Source organism: Roseateles sp. P4_D2, assembly GCF_056401875.1.
Window position 1 is genome coordinate 300838 of the sequence record NZ_JBFUIM010000004.1, and the last position, 22830, is coordinate 323667.

At 68.2% G+C, this 22830-nt stretch carries 21 protein-coding genes; 14 read left to right on the forward strand and 7 right to left on the reverse strand.

Annotation, left to right across the window (positions count from 1 at the left end; translation table 11 throughout):
* Positions 1-25 precede the first annotated feature (25 nt).
* The 4 genes from AC1DW0_RS09455 to AC1DW0_RS09470 all read left to right on the forward strand — a co-directional run bounded on the left by AC1DW0_RS09455 (position 26) and on the right by AC1DW0_RS09470 (position 3813).
* A complete protein-coding gene (locus AC1DW0_RS09455; protein WP_457322831.1) occupies positions 26-1015 on the forward strand; it encodes a transglycosylase SLT domain-containing protein in 990 nt (329 codons plus the stop codon).
* Positions 1016-1110: 95 nt separating this feature from the next.
* Positions 1111-2262 carry a GGDEF domain-containing protein gene (locus tag AC1DW0_RS09460; protein ID WP_457389522.1) on the forward strand — a complete coding sequence of 384 codons (1152 nt, stop codon included), beginning with the start codon at positions 1111-1113 and terminating at the stop codon, positions 2260-2262.
* 157 nt (positions 2263-2419) lie between these two features.
* Positions 2420-3262, forward strand: coding sequence for an ankyrin repeat domain-containing protein (locus tag AC1DW0_RS09465; RefSeq protein WP_235532126.1), 843 nt, complete (start codon positions 2420-2422; stop codon positions 3260-3262).
* A complete protein-coding gene (locus AC1DW0_RS09470) occupies positions 3259-3813 on the forward strand; it encodes a DUF4124 domain-containing protein (RefSeq protein WP_457322833.1) in 555 nt (184 codons plus the stop codon). The genes AC1DW0_RS09465 and AC1DW0_RS09470 overlap by 4 nt, the downstream gene beginning before the upstream one ends.
* A 3-nt stretch (positions 3814-3816) precedes the next feature.
* On the opposite strand, the gene icmF is transcribed toward AC1DW0_RS09470, so the two are convergent.
* Positions 3817-7107, reverse strand: coding sequence for a fused isobutyryl-CoA mutase/GTPase IcmF (gene icmF, locus AC1DW0_RS09475; RefSeq protein ID WP_457389520.1), 3291 nt, complete (start codon positions 7105-7107; stop codon positions 3817-3819).
* A gap of 81 nt (positions 7108-7188) precedes the next feature.
* On the opposite strand from icmF, the gene AC1DW0_RS09480 reads away from it, so the two are divergent.
* From AC1DW0_RS09480 to AC1DW0_RS09490, 3 genes are all read left to right on the forward strand, one after another.
* Positions 7189-7671 (forward strand): Lrp/AsnC family transcriptional regulator, encoded by a 483-nt coding sequence (locus AC1DW0_RS09480; RefSeq protein WP_457389519.1) that lies wholly within the window; start codon positions 7189-7191, stop codon positions 7669-7671.
* A 97-nt stretch (positions 7672-7768) separates the two neighbouring features.
* Positions 7769-8686, forward strand: coding sequence for an SMP-30/gluconolactonase/LRE family protein (locus AC1DW0_RS09485; protein ID WP_056204934.1), 918 nt, complete (start codon positions 7769-7771; stop codon positions 8684-8686).
* 77 nt (positions 8687-8763) lie between these two features.
* Positions 8764-10746, forward strand: a complete 1983-nt coding sequence (locus AC1DW0_RS09490; protein ID WP_056204933.1) for an OPT family oligopeptide transporter — start codon at positions 8764-8766, stop codon at positions 10744-10746.
* 80 nt (positions 10747-10826) lie between these two features.
* Here AC1DW0_RS09490 and AC1DW0_RS09495 read toward each other — a convergent pair whose 3' ends face one another.
* Complete coding sequence (locus AC1DW0_RS09495; protein WP_056204929.1) at positions 10827-11504, reverse strand: Bax inhibitor-1/YccA family protein; 678 nt, start codon at positions 11502-11504, stop codon at positions 10827-10829.
* Between the two features lie 105 nt (positions 11505-11609).
* Here AC1DW0_RS09495 and AC1DW0_RS09500 point away from each other — a divergent pair, with 105 nt between their 5' ends.
* The 5 genes from AC1DW0_RS09500 (at position 11610) to AC1DW0_RS09520 (ending at position 16915) form a co-directional block, all read left to right on the forward strand.
* Positions 11610-12506 (forward strand): LysR family transcriptional regulator, encoded by an 897-nt coding sequence (locus tag AC1DW0_RS09500; RefSeq protein ID WP_457352461.1) that lies wholly within the window; start codon positions 11610-11612, stop codon positions 12504-12506.
* Positions 12507-12602: 96 nt separating this feature from the next.
* Entirely contained in the window at positions 12603-13781 is a 1179-nt protein-coding gene (locus AC1DW0_RS09505) for an isovaleryl-CoA dehydrogenase (RefSeq protein WP_457352459.1), read from the forward strand.
* A gap of 23 nt (positions 13782-13804) precedes the next feature.
* The gene (gene can, locus AC1DW0_RS09510) at positions 13805-14479 is read left to right on the forward strand and encodes a carbonate dehydratase (protein WP_457352457.1); all 675 of its coding nucleotides are present in this window, start codon (positions 13805-13807) and stop codon (positions 14477-14479) included.
* A gap of 13 nt (positions 14480-14492) precedes the next feature.
* Positions 14493-16244, forward strand: coding sequence for a bifunctional isocitrate dehydrogenase kinase/phosphatase (gene aceK / locus AC1DW0_RS09515; RefSeq protein WP_477945570.1), 1752 nt, complete (start codon positions 14493-14495; stop codon positions 16242-16244).
* A gap of 86 nt (positions 16245-16330) precedes the next feature.
* Positions 16331-16915 (forward strand): hemerythrin domain-containing protein, encoded by a 585-nt coding sequence (locus AC1DW0_RS09520; RefSeq protein ID WP_082533072.1) that lies wholly within the window; start codon positions 16331-16333, stop codon positions 16913-16915.
* On the opposite strand, the gene AC1DW0_RS09525 is transcribed toward AC1DW0_RS09520, so the two are convergent.
* Positions 16876-17076, reverse strand: coding sequence for a hypothetical protein (locus AC1DW0_RS09525; RefSeq protein ID WP_056204921.1), 201 nt, complete (start codon positions 17074-17076; stop codon positions 16876-16878). The two genes, AC1DW0_RS09520 and AC1DW0_RS09525, sit on opposite strands and share 40 nt — an antisense overlap.
* 174 nt (positions 17077-17250) lie before the next feature.
* Between AC1DW0_RS09525 and AC1DW0_RS09530 the strand changes: the two genes are divergently transcribed.
* Positions 17251-17994: a transporter substrate-binding domain-containing protein gene (locus AC1DW0_RS09530; RefSeq protein ID WP_056205287.1), complete on the forward strand. Its 744-nt coding sequence runs from the start codon at positions 17251-17253 to the stop codon at positions 17992-17994.
* Between the two features lie 8 nt (positions 17995-18002).
* Here the strand turns inward: AC1DW0_RS09530 and AC1DW0_RS09535 are convergent, their stop codons facing one another.
* Complete coding sequence (locus tag AC1DW0_RS09535; RefSeq protein ID WP_056205284.1) at positions 18003-18371, reverse strand: VOC family protein; 369 nt, start codon at positions 18369-18371, stop codon at positions 18003-18005.
* 188 nt (positions 18372-18559) lie between these two features.
* Here AC1DW0_RS09535 and AC1DW0_RS09540 point away from each other — a divergent pair, with 188 nt between their 5' ends.
* Positions 18560-19183 (forward strand): hypothetical protein, encoded by a 624-nt coding sequence (locus AC1DW0_RS09540; RefSeq protein WP_477945572.1) that lies wholly within the window; start codon positions 18560-18562, stop codon positions 19181-19183.
* 91 nt (positions 19184-19274) lie between these two features.
* Here the strand turns inward: AC1DW0_RS09540 and AC1DW0_RS09545 are convergent, their stop codons facing one another.
* From AC1DW0_RS09545 to AC1DW0_RS09555, 3 genes are all read right to left on the reverse strand, one after another.
* Positions 19275-19568 carry a hypothetical protein gene (locus tag AC1DW0_RS09545; RefSeq protein ID WP_056204915.1) on the reverse strand — a complete coding sequence of 98 codons (294 nt, stop codon included), beginning with the start codon at positions 19566-19568 and terminating at the stop codon, positions 19275-19277.
* Between the two features lie 12 nt (positions 19569-19580).
* Complete coding sequence (locus tag AC1DW0_RS09550; protein ID WP_477945575.1) at positions 19581-22124, reverse strand: serine/threonine-protein kinase; 2544 nt, start codon at positions 22122-22124, stop codon at positions 19581-19583.
* Positions 22125-22289: 165 nt separating this feature from the next.
* Positions 22290-22829, reverse strand: a complete 540-nt coding sequence (locus AC1DW0_RS09555; protein ID WP_477945577.1) for an ECF-type sigma factor — start codon at positions 22827-22829, stop codon at positions 22290-22292.
* Position 22830 lies beyond the last annotated feature (1 nt).

A 22830-nucleotide genomic window follows, 5' to 3' on the forward strand; every position in this document is an offset into this window, starting at 1 on the left:
CCGCACCTCCCCTCCGGACTGACCCTTGCGACGCCTGCTGCTGCCCCTGTTGTTCGCCGCTTCGTCGAGCTGGGCCCAGCTGCCGTCGCTGACGCTGGAGCAACTGCCGCGCCCGACGATGCCACCGGGCGAACGCGGTCCGGTGGTGCCGGCGCAGGTCGAGCGCTGGCGCCAGGAGGCCAAGGCGCTGGAGTACGGCGACGGCGTCAGGCGCGACGAGGTGGCCGCCGCCAAGCTCTACTGCCGCGCCGCCCGCTATGGCGATGCCGAGGCTCAGTTCAGCCTGGGCTGGATGCTGACGAATGCGCGCGGCATCCAGCGCAACGATGCCGAAGCCGCCCACCTGTTCGCCGCCGCGGCCGAGCAAGGCATGGAGCAGGCGCAGAACATGCTCGAGCGCATGGGCGGCACCCCCCTGGGCGACCCGCCGCCCTGCCTGCGCCCGCCCGAGACCGACCTGCCGGTGGCTGTCGCTGCCCTGCCACCCGCTGCGCGCAATGCCAAGCCGCTGTCGCTGTGGGCGACGCTGCCGCTGCCCCAGAACGCTCCGCCGGCCATCGTCAACTACGTGAAGCTGCTGGCGCCCGAATACCAGCTCGCGCCGGCGCTGGTGCTGGCGGTCATGGCCACCGAGTCCAACTTCGACCCGCTGGCCGAGTCGCCCAAGCGGGCTCAGGGCCTGATGCAGCTGCTGCCCGAGACGGCGACGCGTTTCAATGTCATCCGGCTGCGCGACCCGTCCCAGAACATCCGCGGCGGCATGGCCTATCTGCGCTGGCTGCTGGCCTATTTCGAGGGCGACGTGATGCTGGCCGTGGCGGCCTACAACGCCGGCGAGAGGGCCGTGGACCGCTACCTCGGCGTGCCGCCCTATGCCGAGACGCGGCTGTACGTACGCAAGATCATGGCGGCCACCGGCGGCCAGCGCTTGCACCCTTTCGATGCCAAGGTGACCGGCGCCTCGCCCATGCTGCTGCGCGTCAAGGCCGCCATGCAGAGCCTGCAGGCGCGCTGACTTCCGTGAGATCAATCACGGCGCGCTCGTGGCGCGCATCACGGCGGCCACGCGATGCAGGCATCGTGCCTCGTCGAGGCTGAACCAATCTCACGATGGAACCCCTGCACGCCGACACGCTGCTGCGCGTCTTCCAGCTCGTCACGACGATGCTGGCCCTGGCCACGCTTGGCGGCGCCTGGCATCTGAAGGGCGAGCGCGCGCTGTGGTTCTGGGCCGGTGCCTTTGCTGCCGCGGCGCTGACCCAGGCGGCGCGCGTGGCCCTCATCGCCATGGGCGCACCGCGCACCTTCTGGGCGGTGGGCCATCTCGGCAGCCTGCTGTCCGCGCTGATGGTGCTGCTCGGCCTGCGCGTCTACCTCGGCCTGCCGCTGTGCTGCCGCTGGCCGCTGGTGCTCACGGGCCTGTCCTGCATCGGCTCCTTCGCGCTGACGGCCTGGACGGGGCAGTTCTGGCCCTCGATCACGTTGACGATGCTGGTCTCGGCCGTGCTGACCATGCCCGCCGCCCATGCCGCCCTGCAGGCCTGGCGCGCGCAGCGCGGCTTTCCGCTGGGCCTGCTGGCGGCCGACCTGATCATCAGCGCGATCATCGAAGTGGCGCGCGGCCTGGCCGTGTCGCCCCTGATCGCCCAAACGCGGGCCGAGCTGGTGCAATACAACTCGATGGGCCTGTTCGCCGTCATCGCCCTGCTCATCGGCCAGGCCCTGGCCATGCTGCTGCTGTTGCAGGACCGTGCGCTGCGCCAGATCGAGCGCCTCATCGAGATCGACGTGCTGACCGGACTGCTGAACCGGCGTGGCTTTGACGAGCGCCTGCGCCGGCTGCTGCAGCGCGGCGTCGAGCATCCGCCGGTGCTGGCCCTGCTGGACGTGGATCACTTCAAGCGCATCAACGACACGCACGGCCACGCGGTGGGCGACGCCGTGCTCAGTGGCATTGGCGCCCGCCTGCACGACACCTTGCGGCCATTGGATCTGGCGGTGCGCCTGGGCGGCGAGGAATTCGCCGTCATCTGGCTCAAGCCTGAGGCCGGCGGCGAGCTGCGCCTGGGTGAGCGGCTGCGCGAGGCCATCGGCGGCCAGCCCTTCGAGACAGCGGCCGGCCCGCTGACCGTGACGGTCAGCGTCGGCGTGGCCCAGGCCCTCGCGCCCGACGARGCGCCCGAGGCGCTGTTCAGCCGTGCGGACGCGGCCCTCTACGAGGCCAAGCGCGCAGGGCGGGACCGGGTCGTGCAGGCGCGCTGACCCCGCTTTCGGGGGAGTCTAGGGGGCAGCATCGAGTCTGGCGCCCTGGTTTGAAAAAGTGCTGCTGCACAATCCGCCCCGCCTAGAAAAGCAGGGGGAAGCAGTGGAGCGGGATGGCATCAATTGGCTGGGGATCGGTCTGCGAGCAGCGGCCTTGGTGGTCATCATTTCGCTGCTGACCTGGTGCAGCATGGCGCGGCGCAGCACCCAGGACGTCGCCGGCCTCGGGCCCGAACTGCGCGAGATGATGCTGATGAACGGCATGGCCGACGCCAGCGGCATGATCGACATCGACAAGACGGCCAAACGCGTGGGCGCCGTCGGGCTGAACCGCCTGCTCTACGACAACGCGGGCACTGGCAGCCTGCCGGCGCTGCGCTGGATCGCCAACCATGGGGCCGAGCCCCGTAACGTCGGCGCGCTGGACAAGGGCACGCTGCTGCAGCAGGCCGCCGCCAAGCCGACGCTGGACCGGCTGAAATTCTTCATCGAAGAGCTCAAGCTCGACCCCAGGCAGGAGACGCCCGATCATGTCGGCGTCATGCACCTGGCGGCGCGCAACGGCGCTGATGCCCAGGCGCTGGTGTTCCTGACCAGCCGGGGGCTGAACATCAACTCGCCCGACATCGGTGGTCGCCTGCCCATCCATTACGCGGCGCTCAAGTCCATCGGCCCGCTGGTGTCGGCCGGCGCTGACATCAACGCGCTGGACGGCCAGGGGCGCACGGCCCTGCACTGGGCCGTCGAGGAAGGGCGGCATGACGCGGTGGCCGAACTGATTCGCCTGCAGGCCTCGGTCTTCACGCAGGACCGCCAGGGCAACACGCCCCTGCACCTGGCCGCCGTCGGCAATTCTGACGCCATCGTCGACACCCTGCTCGCCGCGGGCGCACCCAAGGCCGCACGCAATGCCGACGGCCTGACGGCGCGTGAATACCTCGAGAAGTCCCGCTACAAGCGCCGCTACAGCAATGGCGGCGACCGGGAGCAGAAGCTGTGACCCCGGCCCGCCTGGCCTGGGCCGCGTTGGCCGTGCTGGCACTGACGGGCATGGCCAGGGCCGAAGGCGCGGGTGTCTATAAATGCCGCAAGCCCGACGGCACCACGGCCTTCAGCGACCGACCCTGCCCTGAAGCCGATTCCACGCAGATCGCGCGCCTGGGTCCCAAGGCGCCAGAAGCCAGCCAGTTCATGAGCCCGCGCTGCCTGCGCCTGCGCGAGCAGTTGAACCAGGCCGGCAGCGATGGTGGCGCCGACGAGTCCACGCGCCAGCAGCTGGACTACCGTTACCAGCGCGACTGCTATGCCGAAGAGCAGGACGCCAATGAGAAGGTCAACCAATTGATGGAGGACGTGCGCAACCGCTCGCTGCAGGAGCGCCGCGCGCTGGCTCAGGCCAAGGCGCGGCAGGAGCGCGAGTTCGCGCAATGCGTCGAACTGCGCAACAGCCTGCGCGCCCGGCGCGCCCGTGAGGCCGAGATGACGGCAGGTGAGCGCGGGGATCTTGAGCGCCTGGCCGCTGCCTTCGAGCAGCGCTGCCGCGGGCTGTAAGCCCTACATGCTGCGGCGGTACTGGCCGCCGACCTCGAACAGCGCGCCGGTGATCTGGCCCAGCGAGCACACGCGCACGGCTTCCATCAGCACGTCGAACACATTCCGGTTCTCGATGACGGCCTGCTGAAGGCGGGCCAGCATGGCCGGCGACTCGGCGGCGTGGCGGTCCTGAAATTCGGCCAGGCGCGTCAGCTGCGACTGCTTCTCTTCGTCCGTCGAGCGTGCCAGTTCGATGTGCTCCGGCACCGTCTCCCCATTGGGGTTGCGGAAGGTGTTGACGCCGATGATGGGGTACTCGCCAGTGTGCTTGAGCATCTCGTAATGCATCGACTCTTCCTGGATGCGGCCACGCTGGTAGCCCGTCTCCATGGCGCCGAGCACACCGCCGCGTTCGCTGATGCGTTCGAACTCCGTCAGCACCGCCTCTTCGACCAGCTCCGTCAGCTCGTCGATGATGAAGGCGCCCTGCGACGGGTTCTCGTTCTTGGCCAAACCCCACTCGCGGTTGATGACGAGCTGGATGGCCATCGCGCGGCGCACGCTCTCGTCCGTGGGCGTCGTGATCGCCTCGTCGTAGGCGTTGGTGTGCAGCGAGTTGCAGTTGTCGTAGACGGCGATCAGCGCCTGCAGCGTCGTGCGGATGTCGTTGAAGGCGATCTCCTGCGCGTGCAGGCTGCGGCCGGAGGTCTGCACGTGGTACTTCAGCTTCTGTGAGCGCTCGTTGGCGCCGTAGCGGTCGCGCATGGCGACGGCCCAGATGCGGCGGGCGACGCGGCCCAGCACCGTGTACTCCGGGTCCATGCCGTTGCTGAAGAAGAACGACAGATTGGGCGCGAAGTCGTCGATGTGCATGCCGCGAGCCAGATACGCCTCCACGAAGGTGAAGCCGTTCGAGAGTGTGAGCGCGAGCTGGCTGATCGGGTTCGCACCGGCTTCGGCGATGTGATAGCCGCTGATCGACACCGAGTAGAAATTGCGCACGTTGTGGTGCACGAAGTACTCGGCGATGTCGCCCATCACCTTCAGCGAGAACTCGGTCGAGAAGATGCAGGTGTTCTGGCCCTGGTCTTCCTTCAGGATGTCGGCCTGCACCGTGCCGCGCACATTGGCCAGCACCCAGTCCTTGATCTTGGCGGCTTCGTCGGCGGTGGGCTCGCGGCCGTTGTCGGCCTTGAACTTGGCCAGGTTCTGGTCGATGGCCGTGTTCATGAACATGGCCAGGATCGACGGCGCCGGGCCGTTGATGGTCATGGACACCGAGGTCGTCGGGCTGCACAGGTCGAAGCCGTCGTACAGCACCTTCATGTCGTCCAGCGTCGCGATGCTCACGCCGGAGTTGCCGACCTTGCCGTAGATGTCGGGCCGCGGTGCGGGGTCGGCGCCGTACAGCGTCACGGAGTCGAAGGCCGTGGACAGTCGCTTGGCGGGCATGCCCTCAGACACCAGCTTGAAGCGGCGGTTGGTGCGGAAGGCATCGCCTTCGCCCGCGAACATGCGCGTCGGGTCCTCGCCCTCGCGCTTGAACGCGAACACGCCGGCCGCATAGGGGAAGCTACCGGGCACGTTCTCCAGCATCAGCCACTTCAGCAGCTCGCCGTGGCACTCGTAGCCGGGCAGCACGACCTTGCGGATCTTGGTGCCGGACAGACTTTGCGTGACCAGCGCGGTGCGGATCTCCTTGTCGCGGATCTTCACGACGTACTCGTCGCCGGCGTACGCCTTGACCATGTCGGGCCACTGCTGCAGCAACTGGCGGGCGTCCCCGTCGAGCTTGGCCTTGCGCTGCTCGGCGAGGTCGCCCAGCGCGGTGCGGGCGCCATTCTTGTCGGGGTTGGCGGCCTCCAGCATGGCGCGGCTGGCTTCCAGCTGCTGGATCTCGCGGGCCAGCGTCGCCTGCTTGCGGGCGCGGGCCTTGTAGGCGCGCACGGTGTCGCTGATGTCGGCCAGGTAGCGCACGCGCGCGGCCGGGACGATGGGGGTCTGGTGCGTGCTGTGGCGGGTGTCGACGCGCGGCAGGCGGCCTTCGCTGAAGGGGATGCCGAGGTCGGCCAGGCGCAGCTTCAGGGCTTGATACAGCGCCGTCACGCCGTCGTCGTTGAAGCGGCTGGCCATGGTGCCGAACACCGGCATGGTGTCCGGCATCACCGTGAAGGCTTCGCGGTTGCGCTGCACCTGCTTGCTGACATCGCGCAGGGCATCAAGGGAGCCCTTGCGATCGAACTTGTTGATGGCGACGAACTCGGCGAAGTCCAGCATGTCGATCTTCTCGAGCTGGCTGGCGGCGCCGAACTCGGGCGTCATGACGTACATGGGCACATTGACCAGTGGCACGATGGCCGCGTCGCCCTGGCCGATGCCGCTCGTCTCGACGATGACGAGGTCGAAGCCCGCCACCTTGGCCGCGGCGATGACGTCGGGCAGGGCGGGCGAGATTTCGCTGCCGAAGTCACGCGTGGCCAGCGAGCGCATGAAGACGCGCGCACCCTGGCCCCAGGGCGAGATGGCGTTCATGCGGATGCGGTCACCCAGCAGCGCGCCACCGCTCTTGCGGCGTGACGGGTCGATGGAGATCAGCGCCACGCGCAGGGCGTCGCCCTGGTCGAGGCGCAGGCGGCGGATCAACTCGTCGGTCAGGCTGGACTTGCCGGCGCCACCGGTGCCGGTGATACCGAGCACCGGCGTCTTCATGCTCTTGGCCTGGTCTCGTAGCGCGTCGACGATGCCCGCATCGGCCTTGCCGTTCTCCAGCGCCGTCAGCAGCTGGGCCAGCGACCGCCAGGCCGCTTCCGAGTGGCCGGTGATGGCCGACAGGTTCTGCGGCGCATAGACGCTGAAGTCCTGGTCGGCCTTCATGACCATCTCGCCGATCATGCCTTGCAGGCCCATGCGCTGGCCGTCCTCCGGGCTGAAGATGCGCACGCCATGTTCGGCCAGCTCGCGGATCTCGGCCGGCACGATGACGCCGCCGCCGCCGCCGAAGACCTGGATGTGCTCGCCGCCGCGTTCCTTCAGCAACTGCACCATGTACTTGAAGTACTCGACGTGGCCGCCCTGGTAGGAGCTGATGGCGATGCCCTGAGCATCCTCCTGCAACGCCGCGGTGACGACTTCGTCCACCGAGCGGTTGTGCCCGAGGTGGATGACCTCGGTGCCCATGCCCTGCAGGATGCGCCGCATGATGTTGATGGCGGCGTCATGCCCGTCAAACAGGCTGGCGGCGGTGACGAAACGGACCTTGTGGGTCGGGCGGTACTCGGCCAGCGCTTTGTAGTCGCTAGAGAGGTCGGTCATGGCTGTCTCCTTGCTCGGGCCGGATTCTAGGTCGCCAATTGACGTTAACGTCAATTGAGCGTCCGGGTATGGTGCTTGGCCATGACGGAGTCCGCACCTGATCTCGACAAATTTGATCGGCAAATCCTCGGCCGCTTGCAGGGCGACCCGCGCCAGCCGGCCGAGCGCATCGCCACCGCCATCGGCCTGTCGGTCACGGCCGTGCAGCGGCGCATCCGCTGGCTGCGCGACGCCGGCGTCATCCGCGGCGAGCGCCTGGTGCTGGATGTGGCGGCGCTGGGTTACGGCCTGGCGGTGTGGGTGGAGGTGGAGCTGCGCGAGGCCAGCCGCAAGGCCGTCATCGACGGCTTCAAGCGCCGCATGGCCGCCGAGCCGCGCGTGCAGCAATGCTTCTATGTGGCGGGCGACAGCGATTTCCTGCTGCTGATGCGCTGCCGCGACGTGGCCGAGTTCGAGGCGCTGACGCGCGAGCTGTTCTTCGACGACGCCAACATCCGCAAATTCCGCTCGGTCTTCGTGCTGGACGAGTGCAAGGCCGACGCCGGGCTACCGCTGGCGGACTGAAATCGCCGCGAAGCGGCATTCGCGCGCCCTGCAACGCCGCCCAGCGACGGGTCCGTCGCGGGACGATGTCGTTCTTCCAATGAAAGGACGACACGAGATGAGTTTCGAGATCCCCAGCGAGCCGACCGAATTCGAAGTGCTGGACGCGCGCTTCGAGGACTGCTTTCGCAAGAGCGCCCGGCTGGAGCGCCTGGCCAGCGGCTGCCGCTGGACCGAGGGGCCGGTCTATATCCCCTCCCAGCGCCGCCTGCTGTGGAGCGACATCCCCAACGAGCGCATGCTGAGCTGGTGCGAGGTCTCCGGCCACGTCGCCGAGTTCCGCAAGCCCTCGGGCTACACCAATGGCCATACGCTGGACCGGCAAGGGCGCCTCATCAGCTGTGAGCAGGGCGGCCGGCGCGTCGTGCGCACCGAGCACGACGGCTCGCTGACCGTACTGACCTCGCACCATGAAGGCAAACGGCTCAACAGCCCCAATGACGTGGTCGTGAAGTCCGACGGCAGCATCTGGTTCACCGACCCACCCTATGGCATCGTGGACGACTATGAAGGCATCCGCTCGCCGCAAGAGCAGCCGGGCTGCTATGTCTACCGGCTTCAACCGGACACCGGCGAGCTGCGCGTGGTGGTCGACACGATGACCCACCCCAACGGCCTGGCGTTCTCGCCCGACGAGCGCTGGCTCTACGTCGCCGACACCGGCCTGGACGTCGGCACGATGCGCCGCTTCTCCGTGGACGCCGACGGCACGCTGACCGGCGGCGAGGTCTTCATCAGCTGCGACACCGGCTTCTACGACGGCTTTCGCTGCGACACCGCCGGCCGCATCTGGACCAGTGCCGGGCGCGCCATCCACTGCCACGAGGCGGACGGCACGCTGATCGGTCGCATCCGCATGCCCGAGCGGGTGTCCAACCTCGTCTTCGGCGGCCCCAAGGGCAACCGCCTCTTCATCTGTGCGACGAGCTCGGTCTACTCGGTGCTGCTGGCGGTCAACGGCGTCAAGCCCTGCTGAACGCGGGGGAACCCGGTCCGGCCGGCCGGCGAATGGGGGCATGATCCGCCCCCATCTCAAACTCCCGCCTCCAGCCCGTGACCACCAACGCCTCACCCGCGCCGCTCGGGACCGAACTGACCGCCCGCGGCATCGTCCTGGGCATCCTCATCACCCTGGTCTTCACGGCCGCCAACGTCTATTTCGGCCTCAAGGCCGGCCTGACGTTTGCGACCTCCATCCCGGCCGCCGTCATCTCCATGGCCCTGCTGCGCCGCGCGGCGGGCAACTCCATCGGCGAGACCAATATCGTGCAGACGATTGCCTCGTCGGCCGGCACGCTGTCCTCCATCATCTTCGTGCTGCCCGGCCTGGTCATGATCGGCTGGTGGACGGGCTTCCCGTACTGGATGTCGATGACGCTGTGCGCCCTGGGCGGCGTGCTGGGTGTCATGTATTCCATCCCACTGCGCCGGGCGCTGGTCACCAACTCGCCGCTGCCCTATCCGGAAGGCGTGGCCTGCGCCGAGGTGCTCAAGGTCGGCCATGCCGCCGACAGTGGCGAAGCCAACCGCCAGGGCCTGGCCGCCATCGTGGCCGGCACCGTCGTGTCGGCCGGCTTCAGCATCGTCGTTGCCACCCAGCTCTTCGCGGCCAATCTGGCGCAGTACTTCCGGCTGCCCGGCGGCGAGAAGAGCGGCAGTGGGCCCACAACAGGCTATGACCTGAACTTCAGCTTCGCGCTGCTGGCCGTGGGTCACCTCGTCGGCCTGTGGGTGGGTGTGGCCATCCTTGTCGGCGCCTGCATCGCCTGGCTGGGTGGCGTGCCCATCCTGACGTCCGGTGTCGACGGCGCCGCAGAAGCGGTCGCACTGTTTGCCTGGAGCAAGAAGGTGCGCTTCATCGGCGCCGGCTGCATCGCCGTCGCGGCGATCTGGACGCTGGTCAAGCTGGCCAAGCCGGTCGTTGCCGGCCTGCACTCGGCCGCCATGTCGGCTCGCGTGCGCAAGGCCGGCAAGGCCGACACGCTGCCGCGCAACGAGCAGGACATCCCCATCGGCACCGTCGGCCTCATCACGCTGGCCTGCATGCTGCCGATCGGCTTCATGCTGTCCAGCTTCGCCACAAGCGCCGGCCTGGGCGACCAGCTTGGCCTGCTCGTGGTCGGCGGTGTCGTCTATGTCGTGTTGATGAGCTTCTTCGTGGCCGCGGTCTGCGGCTACATGGCCGGCCTGATCGGCTCGTCCAACAGCCCGCTGTCGGGCGTCGGCATCCTCGTCGTCATCGGCGTGTCGCTGCTGCTGGCCCTGGTCGTCAAGCCCATGCTGCCGGCGTCCACCGGCCAGGCGCTGGTCGCCTTTGCGCTGTTCGTCACGGCCGTCGTGTTCGCGGTCGCAACCATCTCCAACGACAACCTGCAGGACCTGAAGACCGGCCAGCTCGTTGACGCCACGCCCTGGCGCCAGCAGGTGGCGTTGATCATCGGTGTCGTGGCCGGCGCCATCGTCATCCCGCCGGTGCTGGACCTGCTGAACCAGGCTTATGGCTTCGCTGGCGCGCCGGGTGTCGACCCCAAGAAGGCCCTCGCTGCGCCCCAGGCTGCCCTGATCTCGGCGCTGGCCAAGGGAGTCATCCAAGGCGACCTGAACTGGAACCTTATCGGCATTGGCGTGCTGATCGGCGTCGCCACCATTGCCGTGGACGAGGTATTGAAGCGTGCGACCGGCGGCAAGGCGCATTGCGCGCCGCTGGCCGTCGGCCTGGGCATCTATCTGCCGATGAACAGCACGCTGATGATCGTCGTCGGCGCCGTGGCCGGCTGGTGGTTCGACCGCCGTGCTTCGCACAAGCGTGACCCCGAGGCCACCAAGCAGCTCGGCGTGCTGCTGGCCTCCGGCCTCATCGTCGGCGAGAGCCTGCTCGGCGTCATCCTCGCGGCCGTCGTCGTGTTCTCCGGCAACGGCGCGCCGCTGGCCTTGGTGGGCGACAGCTTCGCGACCGCAGGCCAGGTGCTGGGCTTGCTGGCCTTTGCCGGCATCGGCGTGGGCCTGTACCGCTGGCTGCTCAGCAAGCAGCCCTGATCGTCATGCCAGTCGCCCAGCATGGCGCCTGGCCTTCGGCAAGCGTCGGACAGCGCGCAGGCGCTGTCCTCGGTCCGGCCTCAGTCATCCGAACCTGCGAAGCCGAACAGGTGCAGCAGGCTCGTGAACAGATTGAAGATGGACACGAACAGGCTGACGGTGGCGAGCACGTAGTTGGTCTCGCCGCCGTTCACGATCTGCTGGGTCTCGAACAGGATCAGGCCAGCCGACAGCAGGGCCACGACGGCCGAGACCGTCAGTGCCAATGCGGGGATCTGGAAGAAGATCGCTGCCAGGCCTGCAAGCACGGCGACGACCATGCCGGCGAACAGAAAGCCGCCCATCCACGACAGGTCACGCTTGGTTGTCGTCGCATAGGCCGACAACGCCAGGAAGACGGCGCCCGTCGCGCCGAGGGCCAACATGATGGTCTGGGCGCCGCCGGGCAGAGACAGCGTGCGCGTCAGCAGCGGGCCGAGCGTCCAACCCATGAAACCGGTGAGCGCGAAGACGAGGCCGACGGCGGCGCCGCGGTTCTTCAGCTTGTGGATGCCGAACAGCAGGCCGAAATAGGCCACCAGCGTCAGGATGATGCCGGGTGCCGGCAGGTTGAAGGCGACGGCCGCAGCAGCGACGGCGGCGCTGAACAGCAGCGTCATCGACAGCAGGGCATAGGTGTTGCGCAGCACCCGATGGGCGGTGCCGCGGTCGAGGGCGCCGCCGTGGGGCATGGCAATGGCGATGGGGCGGGTTTGCATGGCAGACCTCCGGTTTGAAAGAACACGGGCAGGGTACGTAGGCAAGACACCAAATAAAAGCAGAGAATCGCGAAACGTTTCTTCGTGATTACTTGCTGAATCGCCATGAGCCTGAGCTTCAGTTACCGCCACCTCTACTACTTCTGGGCCGTTGCCAAGGAGGGCGGATTGACGCGGGCCGCGGAGAAGCTGGGGCTGTCGGTGCAGACCGTCTCGACCCAGGTGCGTGAGCTTGAGCAGGCCCTCGGTGCGGCCCTGCTCAAGCCGGCCGGCCGCGGCCTGACGCTGACCGAAGCCGGCATCGCGGCGCTGGAGCAGGCCGAGCAGATCTTCCAGATCGGCGAGACCCTGCCCGAGCGGGTGCGGGATGCCGCCACCGCGCTGACGGTGCGCCTGGCCGTGGGCATCTCCGACGGCTTGCCCAAGCTCGTCGCGCAGCGCCTGCTCGCGCCCATCCTCGATACGCCGCAACTGCGCCTGCTTTGCCACGAGGACGAGTTCGACGACCTGCTGGGCGACCTCGCCCTGCACCGGCTCGACGTGGTGCTGGCCGACCGGCCGGCGCCGGCCAACCCGAATCTGCGCGTTTACAGCCATTCACTCGGCAGCTCGCCGGTGGCCTGGTATGCCCACCCGCGCTGGGCGGCCGCGGCGGCGCGCGACTTCCCCGCCTCGCTGGCCGACGTGCCGCTGCTGCTGCCCACCTCGCACGCGGCCTTGCGCCCGCGGCTGGACCACTGGCTGACCGACCTCGGCCTGCGCCCGCGGATCACTGGCGAGTTCGAGGACAGCGCGCTGCTGGCCACCTTCGGCAGCGAGGGCCTGGGCGTGTTCCCAGCCGCCACCGCGGTGGACGACGCACTGACGGGCCGCTATGGGTTGGTGAACGTCGGCGCTGCCGAGGGCGTCGTCGAGCAGTTCTACGCGGTGGGCACGGACAAGAAGATCAGCCACCCGCTGGTGCGCCGGCTGCTGCCGCAGCCTGCCGACGCAGCGGGTTGATCCGGACGCGCTTGCTACAGTTGACGTTTACGTCAATTAACCTGCCCTGCAGGCCCGGCACGAGCGGGCACTGACAGGGCGGACCAGGAGACCCGAATGAACCTGCCCGGCCTCAATTTCCAGCTCGGCGAAGACATCGATGCGCTGCGCGACGCGGTGCGCGCCTTCGCCGACGAAGAGATCGCGCCCCGCGCGGCCGAGATCGACAAGAGCGACCAGTTCCCGATGGACCTGTGGCGCAAGATGGGCGACCTGGGCGTGCTGGGCATCACCGTGCCCGAGGAATACGGCGGCGCCAACATGGGCTATCTGGCCCACATGGTGGCGATGGAAGAGATCAGCCGCGCGAGTGCTTCGGTGGGCCTCTCCTACGGCGCGCACAGCAATCTGTGCGTGAACCAGATCAAGCGCAACGGCAACGACGCGCAGCGCGCCAAATACCTGCCCAAGCTGATCAGCGGCGAGCATGTCGGTGCGCTGGCGATGAGCGAACCGGGCGCGGGATCTGACGTGCTGAGCATGAAGCTCAAGGCCGAGGACAAAGGCGGCATCTACCTGCTCAACGGCAACAAGATGTGGATCACCAACGGCCCCGACGCCGACACGCTGGTGGTCTACGCCAAGACCGAGCCGGAGCTGGGCGCACGCGGCGTGACGGCCTTCCTCATCGAGAAGGACATGAAGGGCTTCTCCATTGCGCAGAAGCTCGACAAGCTGGGCATGCGCGGCTCGCACACCGGCGAGTTGGTGTTCCAGGACGTCGAAGTGCCGGCCGAGAACGTGCTGGGCGCGGTCAACGGTGGCGCCAAGGTCCTGATGTCGGGCCTGGACTACGAACGCGCCGTGCTGACCGGCGGGCCGCTGGGCATCATGCAAAGCGTCATGGACAACGTCGTGCCCTACATCCACGACCGCAAGCAGTTCGGCCAGAGCATCGGTGAATTCCAGCTCATCCAGGGCAAGGTGGCCGACATGTACACCGTGCTGCAGGCCGCGCGCAGCTTTGCCTACACAGTGGCCAAGAACCTCGACATGCTGGGCGCCGAGCATGTGCGCCAGGTGCGCAAGGACTGCGCCTCCGTCATTCTGTGGACGGCCGAGAAGGCGACCTGGATGGCCGGCGAAGGCGTGCAGATCTTTGGTGGCAACGGCTACATCAACGAATACCCGCTGGGCCGGCTCTGGCGTGACGCGAAGCTTTATGAGATTGGCGCCGGCACCAGTGAAATCCGCCGCATGCTGATTGGCCGCGAGCTGTTTGCGGAGACGATGTAATTCGCCATTGCGACAATGCCAGCATGACGACGACCAACCACGAACTGCAGGATCTGCTCGACAACAACAAGCGCTGGGCCGCTGACACCGAGGCCCGCGAGCCGGGCTTCTTCTCCAGCCTGCTCAAGCAGCAGACGCCGCAATATCTTTGGATAGGCTGCGCCGACAGCCGCGTGCCGGCCAATGAGCTGGTGGACCTGCTGCCGGGCGAGCTGTTCGTGCATCGCAACGTCGCCAACGTCGTCGTGCATTCGGACCTGAATTGCCTGTCCGTCATGCAGTTCGCGGTGGACCAGCTCAAGGTGCGCCACATCATCGTCGTCGGCCACAGCAATTGCGGTGGCGTGCGCGCGGCGCTGTATGACATCCGCACGGGTCTGGCCGACAACTGGATCCGCCACGTGCAGGACGTGCGCAACGACCACCTGAGCTGGCTGGAAGGCCTGCCGCAAGCCCGGCGCGTGGATGCGCTGTGCGAGCTGAACGTGCTGGAGCAGGCGCGCAATGCCTGCCAGACGACGGTCGTGCAGGACGCCTGGCAGCGTGGCCAGGAGATCGTCGTGCATGGCTGGGTTTACGGCCTCCACAACGGCCTGCTGGAGGATCTGCAGCTCACGGCCACCAAGGCCGAGGACGTGGAGCCGTCCTACCGCCGTGCGTTGGAGCGCGTCAAGGCGCGCTACGCCACAGTGGCCTGAATAGAGTCGGGGCATGTTCCCGACCCAGCTCACGGACTCGCGCGCCTTCGACATCGCCCAGGCCCTGCTGGGCGGTTTCGATCGCCACTACAAGCTCTTCCGCGCCACGTCCGCCGAGGCCAAGGCGCGCTTCGAGCATGGCGACTGGCAGGGCCAGCAGCGTGCCCAGGCCCTGCGCATCGAGTTCTACGACGCCCGCGTTGCCGAGGCCAGCGAGCTGCTGGAGGCGCGCTTTTCGGCGTCGACGCTGGCCATGGAAGTCTGGCAGCAGGTCAAGCTGCACTACATCGGCCTGCTGACCAACCACCGCCAGCCCGAGCTGGCTGAGACCTTCTTCAACTCGGTGTGCACGCGCATCCTGCACCACGCCTATTTCCACAACGACTTCATCTTTGTGCGCCCGGCCATCTCGACCGAGTACATCGAGAACGACGAGCCCGGAGCGACCCCCACCTACCGCGCCTACTACCCGGCGCCCGACAAGCTGCGCGAAACCCTCCAGCGCGTCATCACCAACTTCCAGCTGAACGGCGAGTTCGCCCACCTTGACGCCGACGTCGACCAGGTGCTGGCCGCCGTCGCGCGGCGCCTCGGCGAGTTCCGCCGGCGCGCCAACTTCCAGCTGCAGGTGCTGTCCAGCCTGTTCTACCGGAACAAGGGCGCCTATGTCGTTGGCAAGATCATCAACGGCTTTACCGAGACGCCGTTTGCCCTGCCCATCCTGCGTGACGACGACAGCGGGCGCTTCTTCATCGACGCGGCGCTGTTCGGCGAAGACGATCTGCTGATCCTGTTCAGCTTCGCCCGCGCTTACTTCCTCGTCGACATGGAGGTGCCGAGTGCGTATGTGCAATTCCTGCGCTCCATGATGCCCAGGAAGCCACGCTCAGAGATCTATTCGGCGCTGGGCCTGCAGAAGCAGGGCAAGAACCTTTTCTACCGCGACTTCCTGTACCACCTGCGCCATTCCTCGGACAAGTTCCGCATCGCGCCCGGCATCAAAGGCATGGTCATGCTGGTGTTCGACCTGCCGAGCTGGCCCTTCGTCTTCAAGGTCATCAAGGACTTCTACCCGCCGCAGAAGGACACCACGCGCGAGCTCATCCAGAGCAAATACCTGCTCGTGAAAAGCCACGACCGGGTCGGTCGCATGGCCGACACGCTGGAGTACACGCGGGTGGCCTTCCCGCGGCATCGCTTCGAGGAAGAGCTCCTCGATGAGTTGAAGCACTTCTGCGGGAGCCTCATTGAAGAGAATGGCGACGACCTCGTCATCCGCCACGCCTACATCGAGCGCCGCATGGTGCCGCTGAACATCTACTTGGCAGAAGCCACGCCCGAGCAGGTGGAACGCGTCGTCATCGAGTACGGCAACGCCATCAAGGACCTGGTGGCCGCCAACATCTTCCCCGGCGACATGCTGTGGAAGAACTTCGGCGTGACCCGCCACGGCAAGGTCGTGTTCTATGACTACGACGAGATCGAATACCTGACCGACTGCAACTTCCGCCGCGTGCCCGAGCCGCGCAATGAGGAGGAAGAAATGTCAGGCGAGGTCTGGTACGCCGTCGCGCCGCGCGACGTCTTCCCCGAGACCTTTGCGCCCTTCCTGCTCGGCAATCCGAAAGTGCGTGAGTGCTTCATGCGCCACCACGCGGACCTGCTGGACGCGGGCTTCTGGCAGAGCCACAAGGAGCGCATCCTGGCGGGGCATGTGCATGATGTGTTCCCCTACGACCCGGCGCGGCGCTTCGCAGCGGCCTGAGCCGAAGCGGCTCCGTCCGACAGGCGCCGCCCCGCCGCCCATCAACAATGGCGCCGCCGCAACCCGTGGCCTCTGGGGACAACCGCATGATCTTCGACGCCATCCGCGAAAGCCACGACTTGCAACGCGATCTGTGCCGCAAGCTCACCGCGTCACGCGGCGACATGGCCGCGCGCCAGTTGCTGTTCCTGCAGTTGAAGGTCGAGCTGATGGCACACGCGGCGGCCGAAGAGCGCTTCCTCTACGTGCCGCTGCTGATGGAGGACGGAGGCCTTGATGCCTCGCGGCATGCGCTGCATGAGCACCACCAGGTGGACGAGCTGCTCGAAGACCTGTCGGTGCGCAACAAGCAGCAGGATGGCTGGATTGCGACCGCCAAGGAACTCAGCTTCAAGGTGCGCCACCACCTGAAAGAAGAGGAGTCCAAGTTCTTCCACGTCGCCGGCCGCCTGCTGTCAGACACGAAGAAGCAGCAGCTCGCCGGCAAGTACCAGCGCGAGATGGTGCGCATGCGCAAGCAATACGCCGCCGAGTACCAGACCGTGGCCGTGTCTGCGGCGACCGGCCTGGTCAAACCCGCCAAGCCAGCCGCCGACAAGCCGGCGACGCGCGGCAACGCCAGCGCCGGCGCTCAGCTGCGCGGCAAGAGCAAGCCGCGGCGCACGCGCTGAAGCGAGGTGGGCTCGTCAGCACTGACCTGGCGCTGCGCTTCGCCCCACGGTGCTTTGGCCAGCGCGGTCAACGCCGGCAGCGTCGGCGCCTTCACCTGGACGGATTGCTCCGCCACGGGCCGACGGTCCACGACGGGCCTGGGGCGCATGAAGAAGAACATGGAGCGGAGTTGGGGGCGCCAGGCGAGGGTGCCAGATAGAACAAACCCCAGCGTCGCTGACGTGTAGGCTAGCCAGCCATGAGCGCAGGCATCAACACCTCAACTGCTGTGGACCGTCGCGCGCTGAATGCGTTGTGCATCCTGCTCCTGCCCATTCTTGCCGCGTGCGCCGCCATGCCAACACCCGCTCCCGAAGCAATCGCCCAACTGGCACCCACCAGCCGGCTGCGCGCCGTCATCAATCTGGGCAATCCCATCCTGGCGAACCGCGACCCCAGCACCGGCGAAGCCTCGGGTGTGTCGGTCGACCTGGCGCGTGAGCTGGCACGGCAGCTGGGCGTCCAGGCTGAGTTGATGGTGGTGAAGTCCGCGGGCGAAGCGGTGGATGCTCTGGCCACCGGCCGCGTGGACGTAGGCTTCTTCGCCATCGATCCCGCGCGGGCCGCGTCCACCGCCTATTCGGCTGCTTACGTGCAGATCGAGGGCGCCTACCTCGTGCGCAACGATTCGCCGCTGCAGGCCAACGAGGACGTGGATCGCGCAGGCACGCGTGTCGCCGTCGGCGCACGCAGCGCCTACGACCTCTACCTGACACGCGAACTCAAGGCGGCGACGATCGAGCGCGCACCGACCTCACCCGAGGTGGTCAGCTTTTTCCTGGCGCACCAGCTCGACGTGGCCGCCGGTGTGAAGCAGCAGTTGGAAGCCGACGCCAAGCGCTTGCCGGGCCTGAGGCTCTTGCCCTGGCGCTTCATGGTCATCAACCAGGCCATGGGCATGGCCAGGGGCAAGGCGGTCGGTGCGCATTTTCTCGCCGCCTTCGTGGAACAGGCCAAGGCCTCAGGCTTCGTCGCGAGGTCGTTGGAACGCCACCGCATCGAGGGCGCCGCCGTCGCGCCGTCTGCGGCGCGCGACTGAGGGGCTGCTCAACCCTGCGTCGGCCTGAACACCCGCACCCGGTGGCCGTCCGGGTCCGCGGTGACTGCCGTGAAGCCGAAGTCCATCGCCGTCGGCACCTGCAGCACCGGCCAGCCCGAGGCCTTCCAGGCGGCGACGGCGGCATTGACTTCGTTGTCCGTGCCGACCGTGATGCCGATCTCGGCGCCGCCGCCGCGCTGGCCGCTGCCCGGTTGCACGTCATGCGCGGCCCAGAGGCCGAGCATGGTCTTGTCATTGAGCATGAACATCGCGAAGTTCGGGCTCTGCTCGACGGGTTCCCGGCCCAGCAGCGAGCGATAGAAGAGCACGCTCTCGGCAGGGCTGTGCACGTAGAGGATGAGGCAGTCGGGTTGCATGGTGGTCTCCGTTGGGTGATGAATGAAGCCATCGTCGGCGCCGGTCATGTCACCGGCTGTCAGCAGGCCCTGGGGGCTATCCCGGCGGTAGTTTTCACATCGCGCGTGTGATCCCTGGCGGGCCGCACTTGCGTCCTTGATGACAGGCCCGGCGTGTTGCCGTGCCCCACCTCTATCGGAGAACCATCATGGCCGCATTGCCCGTCACCATCGCCCTGAAGAGCATCAAGTGCAAGATCGAGACCGACGAGGTCGGCTCGGACGAGCCCTATGTGCTCGTCACTGCCGTCGACCTGACCAACCCGATCCTGCCCAACGCCGAAGTCACGCTCTACGGCCCGTGGGGCGACGTCGACGAGGGCGAATCCCGCAGCACCCAGCCGCTGCAGCCGGGCATCAACCCGAGCGACATGCCCTTCATCATCTGGCGCCGCAATGCCTGGGGCCCGTCGGGCCAGGCCAAGGCCATCGCCAACCCGGCCAATGCCGTCATCCTCGTGTCGATGATGGAGCACGACGATGGCAAGCCTGGCACGGCGCGCGAGCTGACCAAGGGCGCCGTCGTCAGCTCGCTGGCGGCCTCTGCCGGCATGACGCGGGCTCAGCGCGTGAGCAAGCTGAAGGCCGACATCCACGGCGCGCTCGGCATTCCCACCGGCTTCCCCAACTTCGACGACCGCGTCGGCACGACCCAGGAGTTCGTGCTCAGCACCAACCTGCTCGACGTGGCAGCCGGCTCCAAGAGCAAGACGCTGACCATCGTCGGGGATGGCGGCAAGTACGAGGTCACGCTGGTGGTGACGAAGGGCTGAGACCCGACCGGGCGCAGAACCTTCGCCCTGTGCGACGCGGGCCGAAGGACTGCCGCCGTACAAGGCGGCAGGCATAACGGTCCACTACTTGCTAACCGCCCGTCTTGACTGGCACCTTCACCGCCGGGCAGGCGGTGTTGGCCGGGTCGGGGCACTTGGGCAGCTTGGGTTTGACCTGGGTGCCGGTATTGCTGCCATCGGTCGCGGCGCCACCACCGCTGCCACCGGCGACGGGCGCGCCGCCGGGCGGGGTGGCAGCCTTCACCGCCGGTGAGCTGGCGGCCTTGACCGCCGGGGTGCCGGTGGCCGGTGCCACATCAGCGGCGTGCGCCGCGAGCGCGGCGCCCAGGCATGCCGTTGCCAACATCGAATCGAGAAGCTTCATCGCAGTCCTCCGTCAGAAGTCCAGCAGGGCCAGGCCCGGCGGCGCCGGGCGGGATGTGGACGATAGCAATTGCGACAGCCGCGTGCGCATGGCCGCGGCGTCAGCACGGTCGGCCAGCGCACCAGCGTAGGCATCCAGCTCGGCGCGCGCGTCGCGGCCGTCTCCGAGCGCGACGAGCGCCCTCAGCCGCAGGCGGTCCGGATGGCCCGGCGGCAGGCCGGCCTCGGCCAGCGCCAGGGCCTCGTGATAGGCGGCGCGAGCCGGCTCGATGCGGCCGGCGCTTTCATGGGCCAGCCCCAGCAGCGCCAGCGTCGGCCAGCGATCGGTGTCCTGCAACCCCAGGCGCGTGCGCTGGGCGGCCTCGGCCTGCGTCAGCATCGCGACGGCCTCGGCCGTGCGCCCCTGGCGCAGCGCCGCCTCGCCGAGCAGCGCGCGTGCGCGCTCCGCCGCCGGGTGTCCTGCCTCTTCCAGCGTGGACAGCAGCGGGCGCATCCGCGCCTCGGCCACGGCCGGCTCGCCACGGCGCATTTGCTGGCGTGCTGCCACCAGCCCCACGACGGCGGTCGCCTGGGCTTCGCCGCCGCGGCGGGCCTGCGCCAACGCCAGCTCCGCTTCGCGCGCCGCCTCGTCGGGTCGGCCGGCGTGGAACAGCGCGGTGGCCAGCCAGGTGCGCGTCGAGACGGTGTTGAGGTCGGCCGGTCCCAGCACTTCCTGCAGCTCCTGCACGCTGGCGCGCAGCAGGGGCAGGGCGGCGACGTGGTGCCCCAGTTCGACCTCCATCGTCGCGACGGCCATCCGGGCCTGGGCGGCGATCAGCCGCCCCGCGCCTTCGCTGGCATCGACGAGGGCTTGCAGCCAGCGCCGCGCATCGTCCCAGCGCCCCTGGGCCCGGGCGAGGCTGGACATCGCATCGGCCACGCGCCGATAGCGCTCATGGCGCGTGCCGAAACGCTCGCGAACCCCTTGCTCGGCCCGCGTCAGCAGCGACTGCGCCTCGTCGAGGCGGCCGGCCTCCATCGCCATCTCGCCGAGATGGGCGAGGGCGGACAAAGCCACCGCGTCGTCCTGGGCCGGCAGCGCGGGCACCAACCCCGTCAGCAGCGCGCGCGCATCGTCGGTCTGGCCCAGGCGGCTGCGGGCATTGGCGAGCTCGAAGGCGACGTCGCGACCCGCCTCGCCGCGGCCCTGCAGCTGGGCGTGTGCGAGCGACAGCGCTTCGGCCGCCAGGGGCATGTCGCCGGATTGGTTCAGCAGCAGCCCCAGTGGCCGGGCCACTTCGGCCAGCATGGCCGGGTCATCGCCCAGCCGGCGCTTGGCCTCGGCCCAGCTGCGCCTGAGCAGCTCGATCATCGGCACCGTCGCGCTGCCGGAGGCGTCGGGGCTGAGGCCGGCGAGGAGCTCGGTCAACACGCTTTGCACGCGGCGAGTGCGTTCGGCTTCTCGCGCGGCCTCGCGCCACTGCCAGGTGGTGGTGGCCATGCCGGCCAGCAGGCTGGCCAGCACCAGGCTCAGCGCGACCAACTGCAGCCGGTAGCGGCGCGCGAACTTGGCGCTACGGTAGGCCAGCGAGTCAGGCCGCGCGAGGATGGGGCGATGCTCGAGATGGCGGCGCACGTCGTCGGCCAGTGCGCTGGCGCCGGCATAGCGCTCGTCGGGGCGCTCCTTCAGCGCGCGGCCGACGATCAGGGCGAGGTCGCCGCGCAGTGTGGCCGCAGGCTCACGCTGGCCGGTCAGCAGCAGGCACAGCAGGCGGCCCAGCGCAAACACATCGGTGGCGGTGCTGACGGGCTCGCCGCGCAGCTGCTCAGGCGCGGCGTACTCAGGCGTCAGGCCCGCAGGCAGTTGCGCAGTCAGCTCCGCGCCGGTGTCATCAACAAGCAGCTTGGCGACACCGAAGTCCAGCAGCTTCACCTGGCCGTCCGCGGTGACAAGGATGTTGCCCGGCTTGAGATCGCGGTGCACGACCAGGCGCGCATGCGCATGAGCCACCGCGTCGCACACCTGCAGGAAGAGCCGCAGCCGCTCGTTCACATGAAGGTTCTGCAGCTCGCACCAGCGATCGATGCGCTCGCCCTCCACCAGCTCCAGCACCAGATAGCGCGTGCGCGTCGCGCCGACCAGGGCTTCGCCGATGTCCAGCAGGCGGGCAATGTGTGGATGGGTCAACCGCGACAGCAGCTCGCCCTCGCGGCGAAAGCGCGCCTGGTTCCCCTCGCCGCGCCAGGGGCTGTGCAGCAGCTTGATGGCCGCCTCGCCGCTGTGGGCGCCATCGCTGCGCCGAGCGCGCCAGACCTCGCCCATGCCGCCGCTGCCCAGCGGCGCGACGAGGGTCCACGCGCCCAGCACCTGGCCGGCCAGTTCGGGAGCGCCCGGTACTTGCGCCGGTTTGGCCAGAAAGCCGCGCTCTTCGGCCACGCGGTCAGCGTTGATGAGGGCCTCCAGCCGCTCCCGTTGCGCCGGCGGCAACTCGGCCAGCAGGGCTTCACGTTCGGCCGGCGTCGCGTCCTGCCATTCATCGAAGGCGGCGAGCGCGCCGGCCCGGTCAGTGGTGTTCACGTCAACTGGCCGCGGCGGCAAATCGGGCCGAGCGCCGGGCCGCTCCCAAGCCGGCCCGTCAGGCGATGTGCTCGCGGCTTGATGCCGCGAGCATCGCCGTCCCCGCGGGGGACCGGCTGGGATGGCCCGCGTTCAGCGAGGCGCGACCGGACGAGGGGTTTCATTTCACGCCTGCAACGCGTCGAACAAGAAAGCCCGCGCTTTACGCCAGTCGCGCTTGATCGTCGGCACCGAAACGCCCAGCAGCTCGGCGATCTCCTCCAGCTCCAGGCCGCCGAAGAAGCGCATCTCGACGACCTGGTGGGCGCGGCCGTCGGCGCGCTCCAGCATCTGCAGCACGTCGTCGAGCTTGAGCACATCGGGCGGCGCAATCTGCTCCAGCGCGGCCGTCGACAGTGTCACCTCGGCCTGCCCGCCGCCGCGCTTGTCGGCGTGGCGCTCGCGAACGTGGTCGATGATGACGCTGCGCATGACCTTGCTGGCATGGGCGAAGAATTGCGCGCGGTGCTGGGCAGCCTCGCGACCCGCACTCTTCAGCCAGACCTCATGGATCAGTGCCGCCGGCTCCAGCGTCATCGGCGCATGGCCGGCGAGATGACTTCTTGCCAGGCGCTTGAGCTCGGGATAGAGCAGGGTGTAGAGGCGGTCTCGCGCCTCGATCTCGCCGGACGCCAGGGCCGTCAGCAGCTGGGTGATCTCTGTCATG

Bases quoted from the DNA above. Each gene is read 5' to 3' on its own strand.
- icmF (WP_457389520.1), bottom strand. From the start codon at position 7,107: ATGACCGACCTCTCTAGCGACTACAAAGCGCTGGCCGAGTACCGCCCG.
- AC1DW0_RS09480 (WP_457389519.1), top strand. From the start codon at position 7,189: ATGACGGAGTCCGCACCTGATCTCGACAAATTTGATCGGCAAATCCTC.
- AC1DW0_RS09485 (WP_056204934.1), top strand. From the start codon at position 7,769: ATGAGTTTCGAGATCCCCAGCGAGCCGACCGAATTCGAAGTGCTGGAC.
- AC1DW0_RS09495 (WP_056204929.1), bottom strand. From the start codon at position 11,504: ATGCAAACCCGCCCCATCGCCATTGCCATGCCCCACGGCGGCGCCCTC.
- AC1DW0_RS09500 (WP_457352461.1), top strand. From the start codon at position 11,610: ATGAGCCTGAGCTTCAGTTACCGCCACCTCTACTACTTCTGGGCCGTT.
- AC1DW0_RS09505 (WP_457352459.1), top strand. From the start codon at position 12,603: ATGAACCTGCCCGGCCTCAATTTCCAGCTCGGCGAAGACATCGATGCG.
- can (WP_457352457.1), top strand. From the start codon at position 13,805: ATGACGACGACCAACCACGAACTGCAGGATCTGCTCGACAACAACAAG.
- aceK (WP_477945570.1), top strand. From the start codon at position 14,493: ATGTTCCCGACCCAGCTCACGGACTCGCGCGCCTTCGACATCGCCCAG.
- AC1DW0_RS09520 (WP_082533072.1), top strand. From the start codon at position 16,331: ATGATCTTCGACGCCATCCGCGAAAGCCACGACTTGCAACGCGATCTG.
- AC1DW0_RS09525 (WP_056204921.1), bottom strand. From the start codon at position 17,076: ATGTTCTTCTTCATGCGCCCCAGGCCCGTCGTGGACCGTCGGCCCGTG.
- AC1DW0_RS09530 (WP_056205287.1), top strand. From the start codon at position 17,251: ATGCCAACACCCGCTCCCGAAGCAATCGCCCAACTGGCACCCACCAGC.
- AC1DW0_RS09535 (WP_056205284.1), bottom strand. From the start codon at position 18,371: ATGCAACCCGACTGCCTCATCCTCTACGTGCACAGCCCTGCCGAGAGC.
- AC1DW0_RS09540 (WP_477945572.1), top strand. From the start codon at position 18,560: ATGGCCGCATTGCCCGTCACCATCGCCCTGAAGAGCATCAAGTGCAAG.
- AC1DW0_RS09545 (WP_056204915.1), bottom strand. From the start codon at position 19,568: ATGAAGCTTCTCGATTCGATGTTGGCAACGGCATGCCTGGGCGCCGCG.
- AC1DW0_RS09555 (WP_477945577.1), bottom strand. From the start codon at position 22,829: ATGACAGAGATCACCCAGCTGCTGACGGCCCTGGCGTCCGGCGAGATC.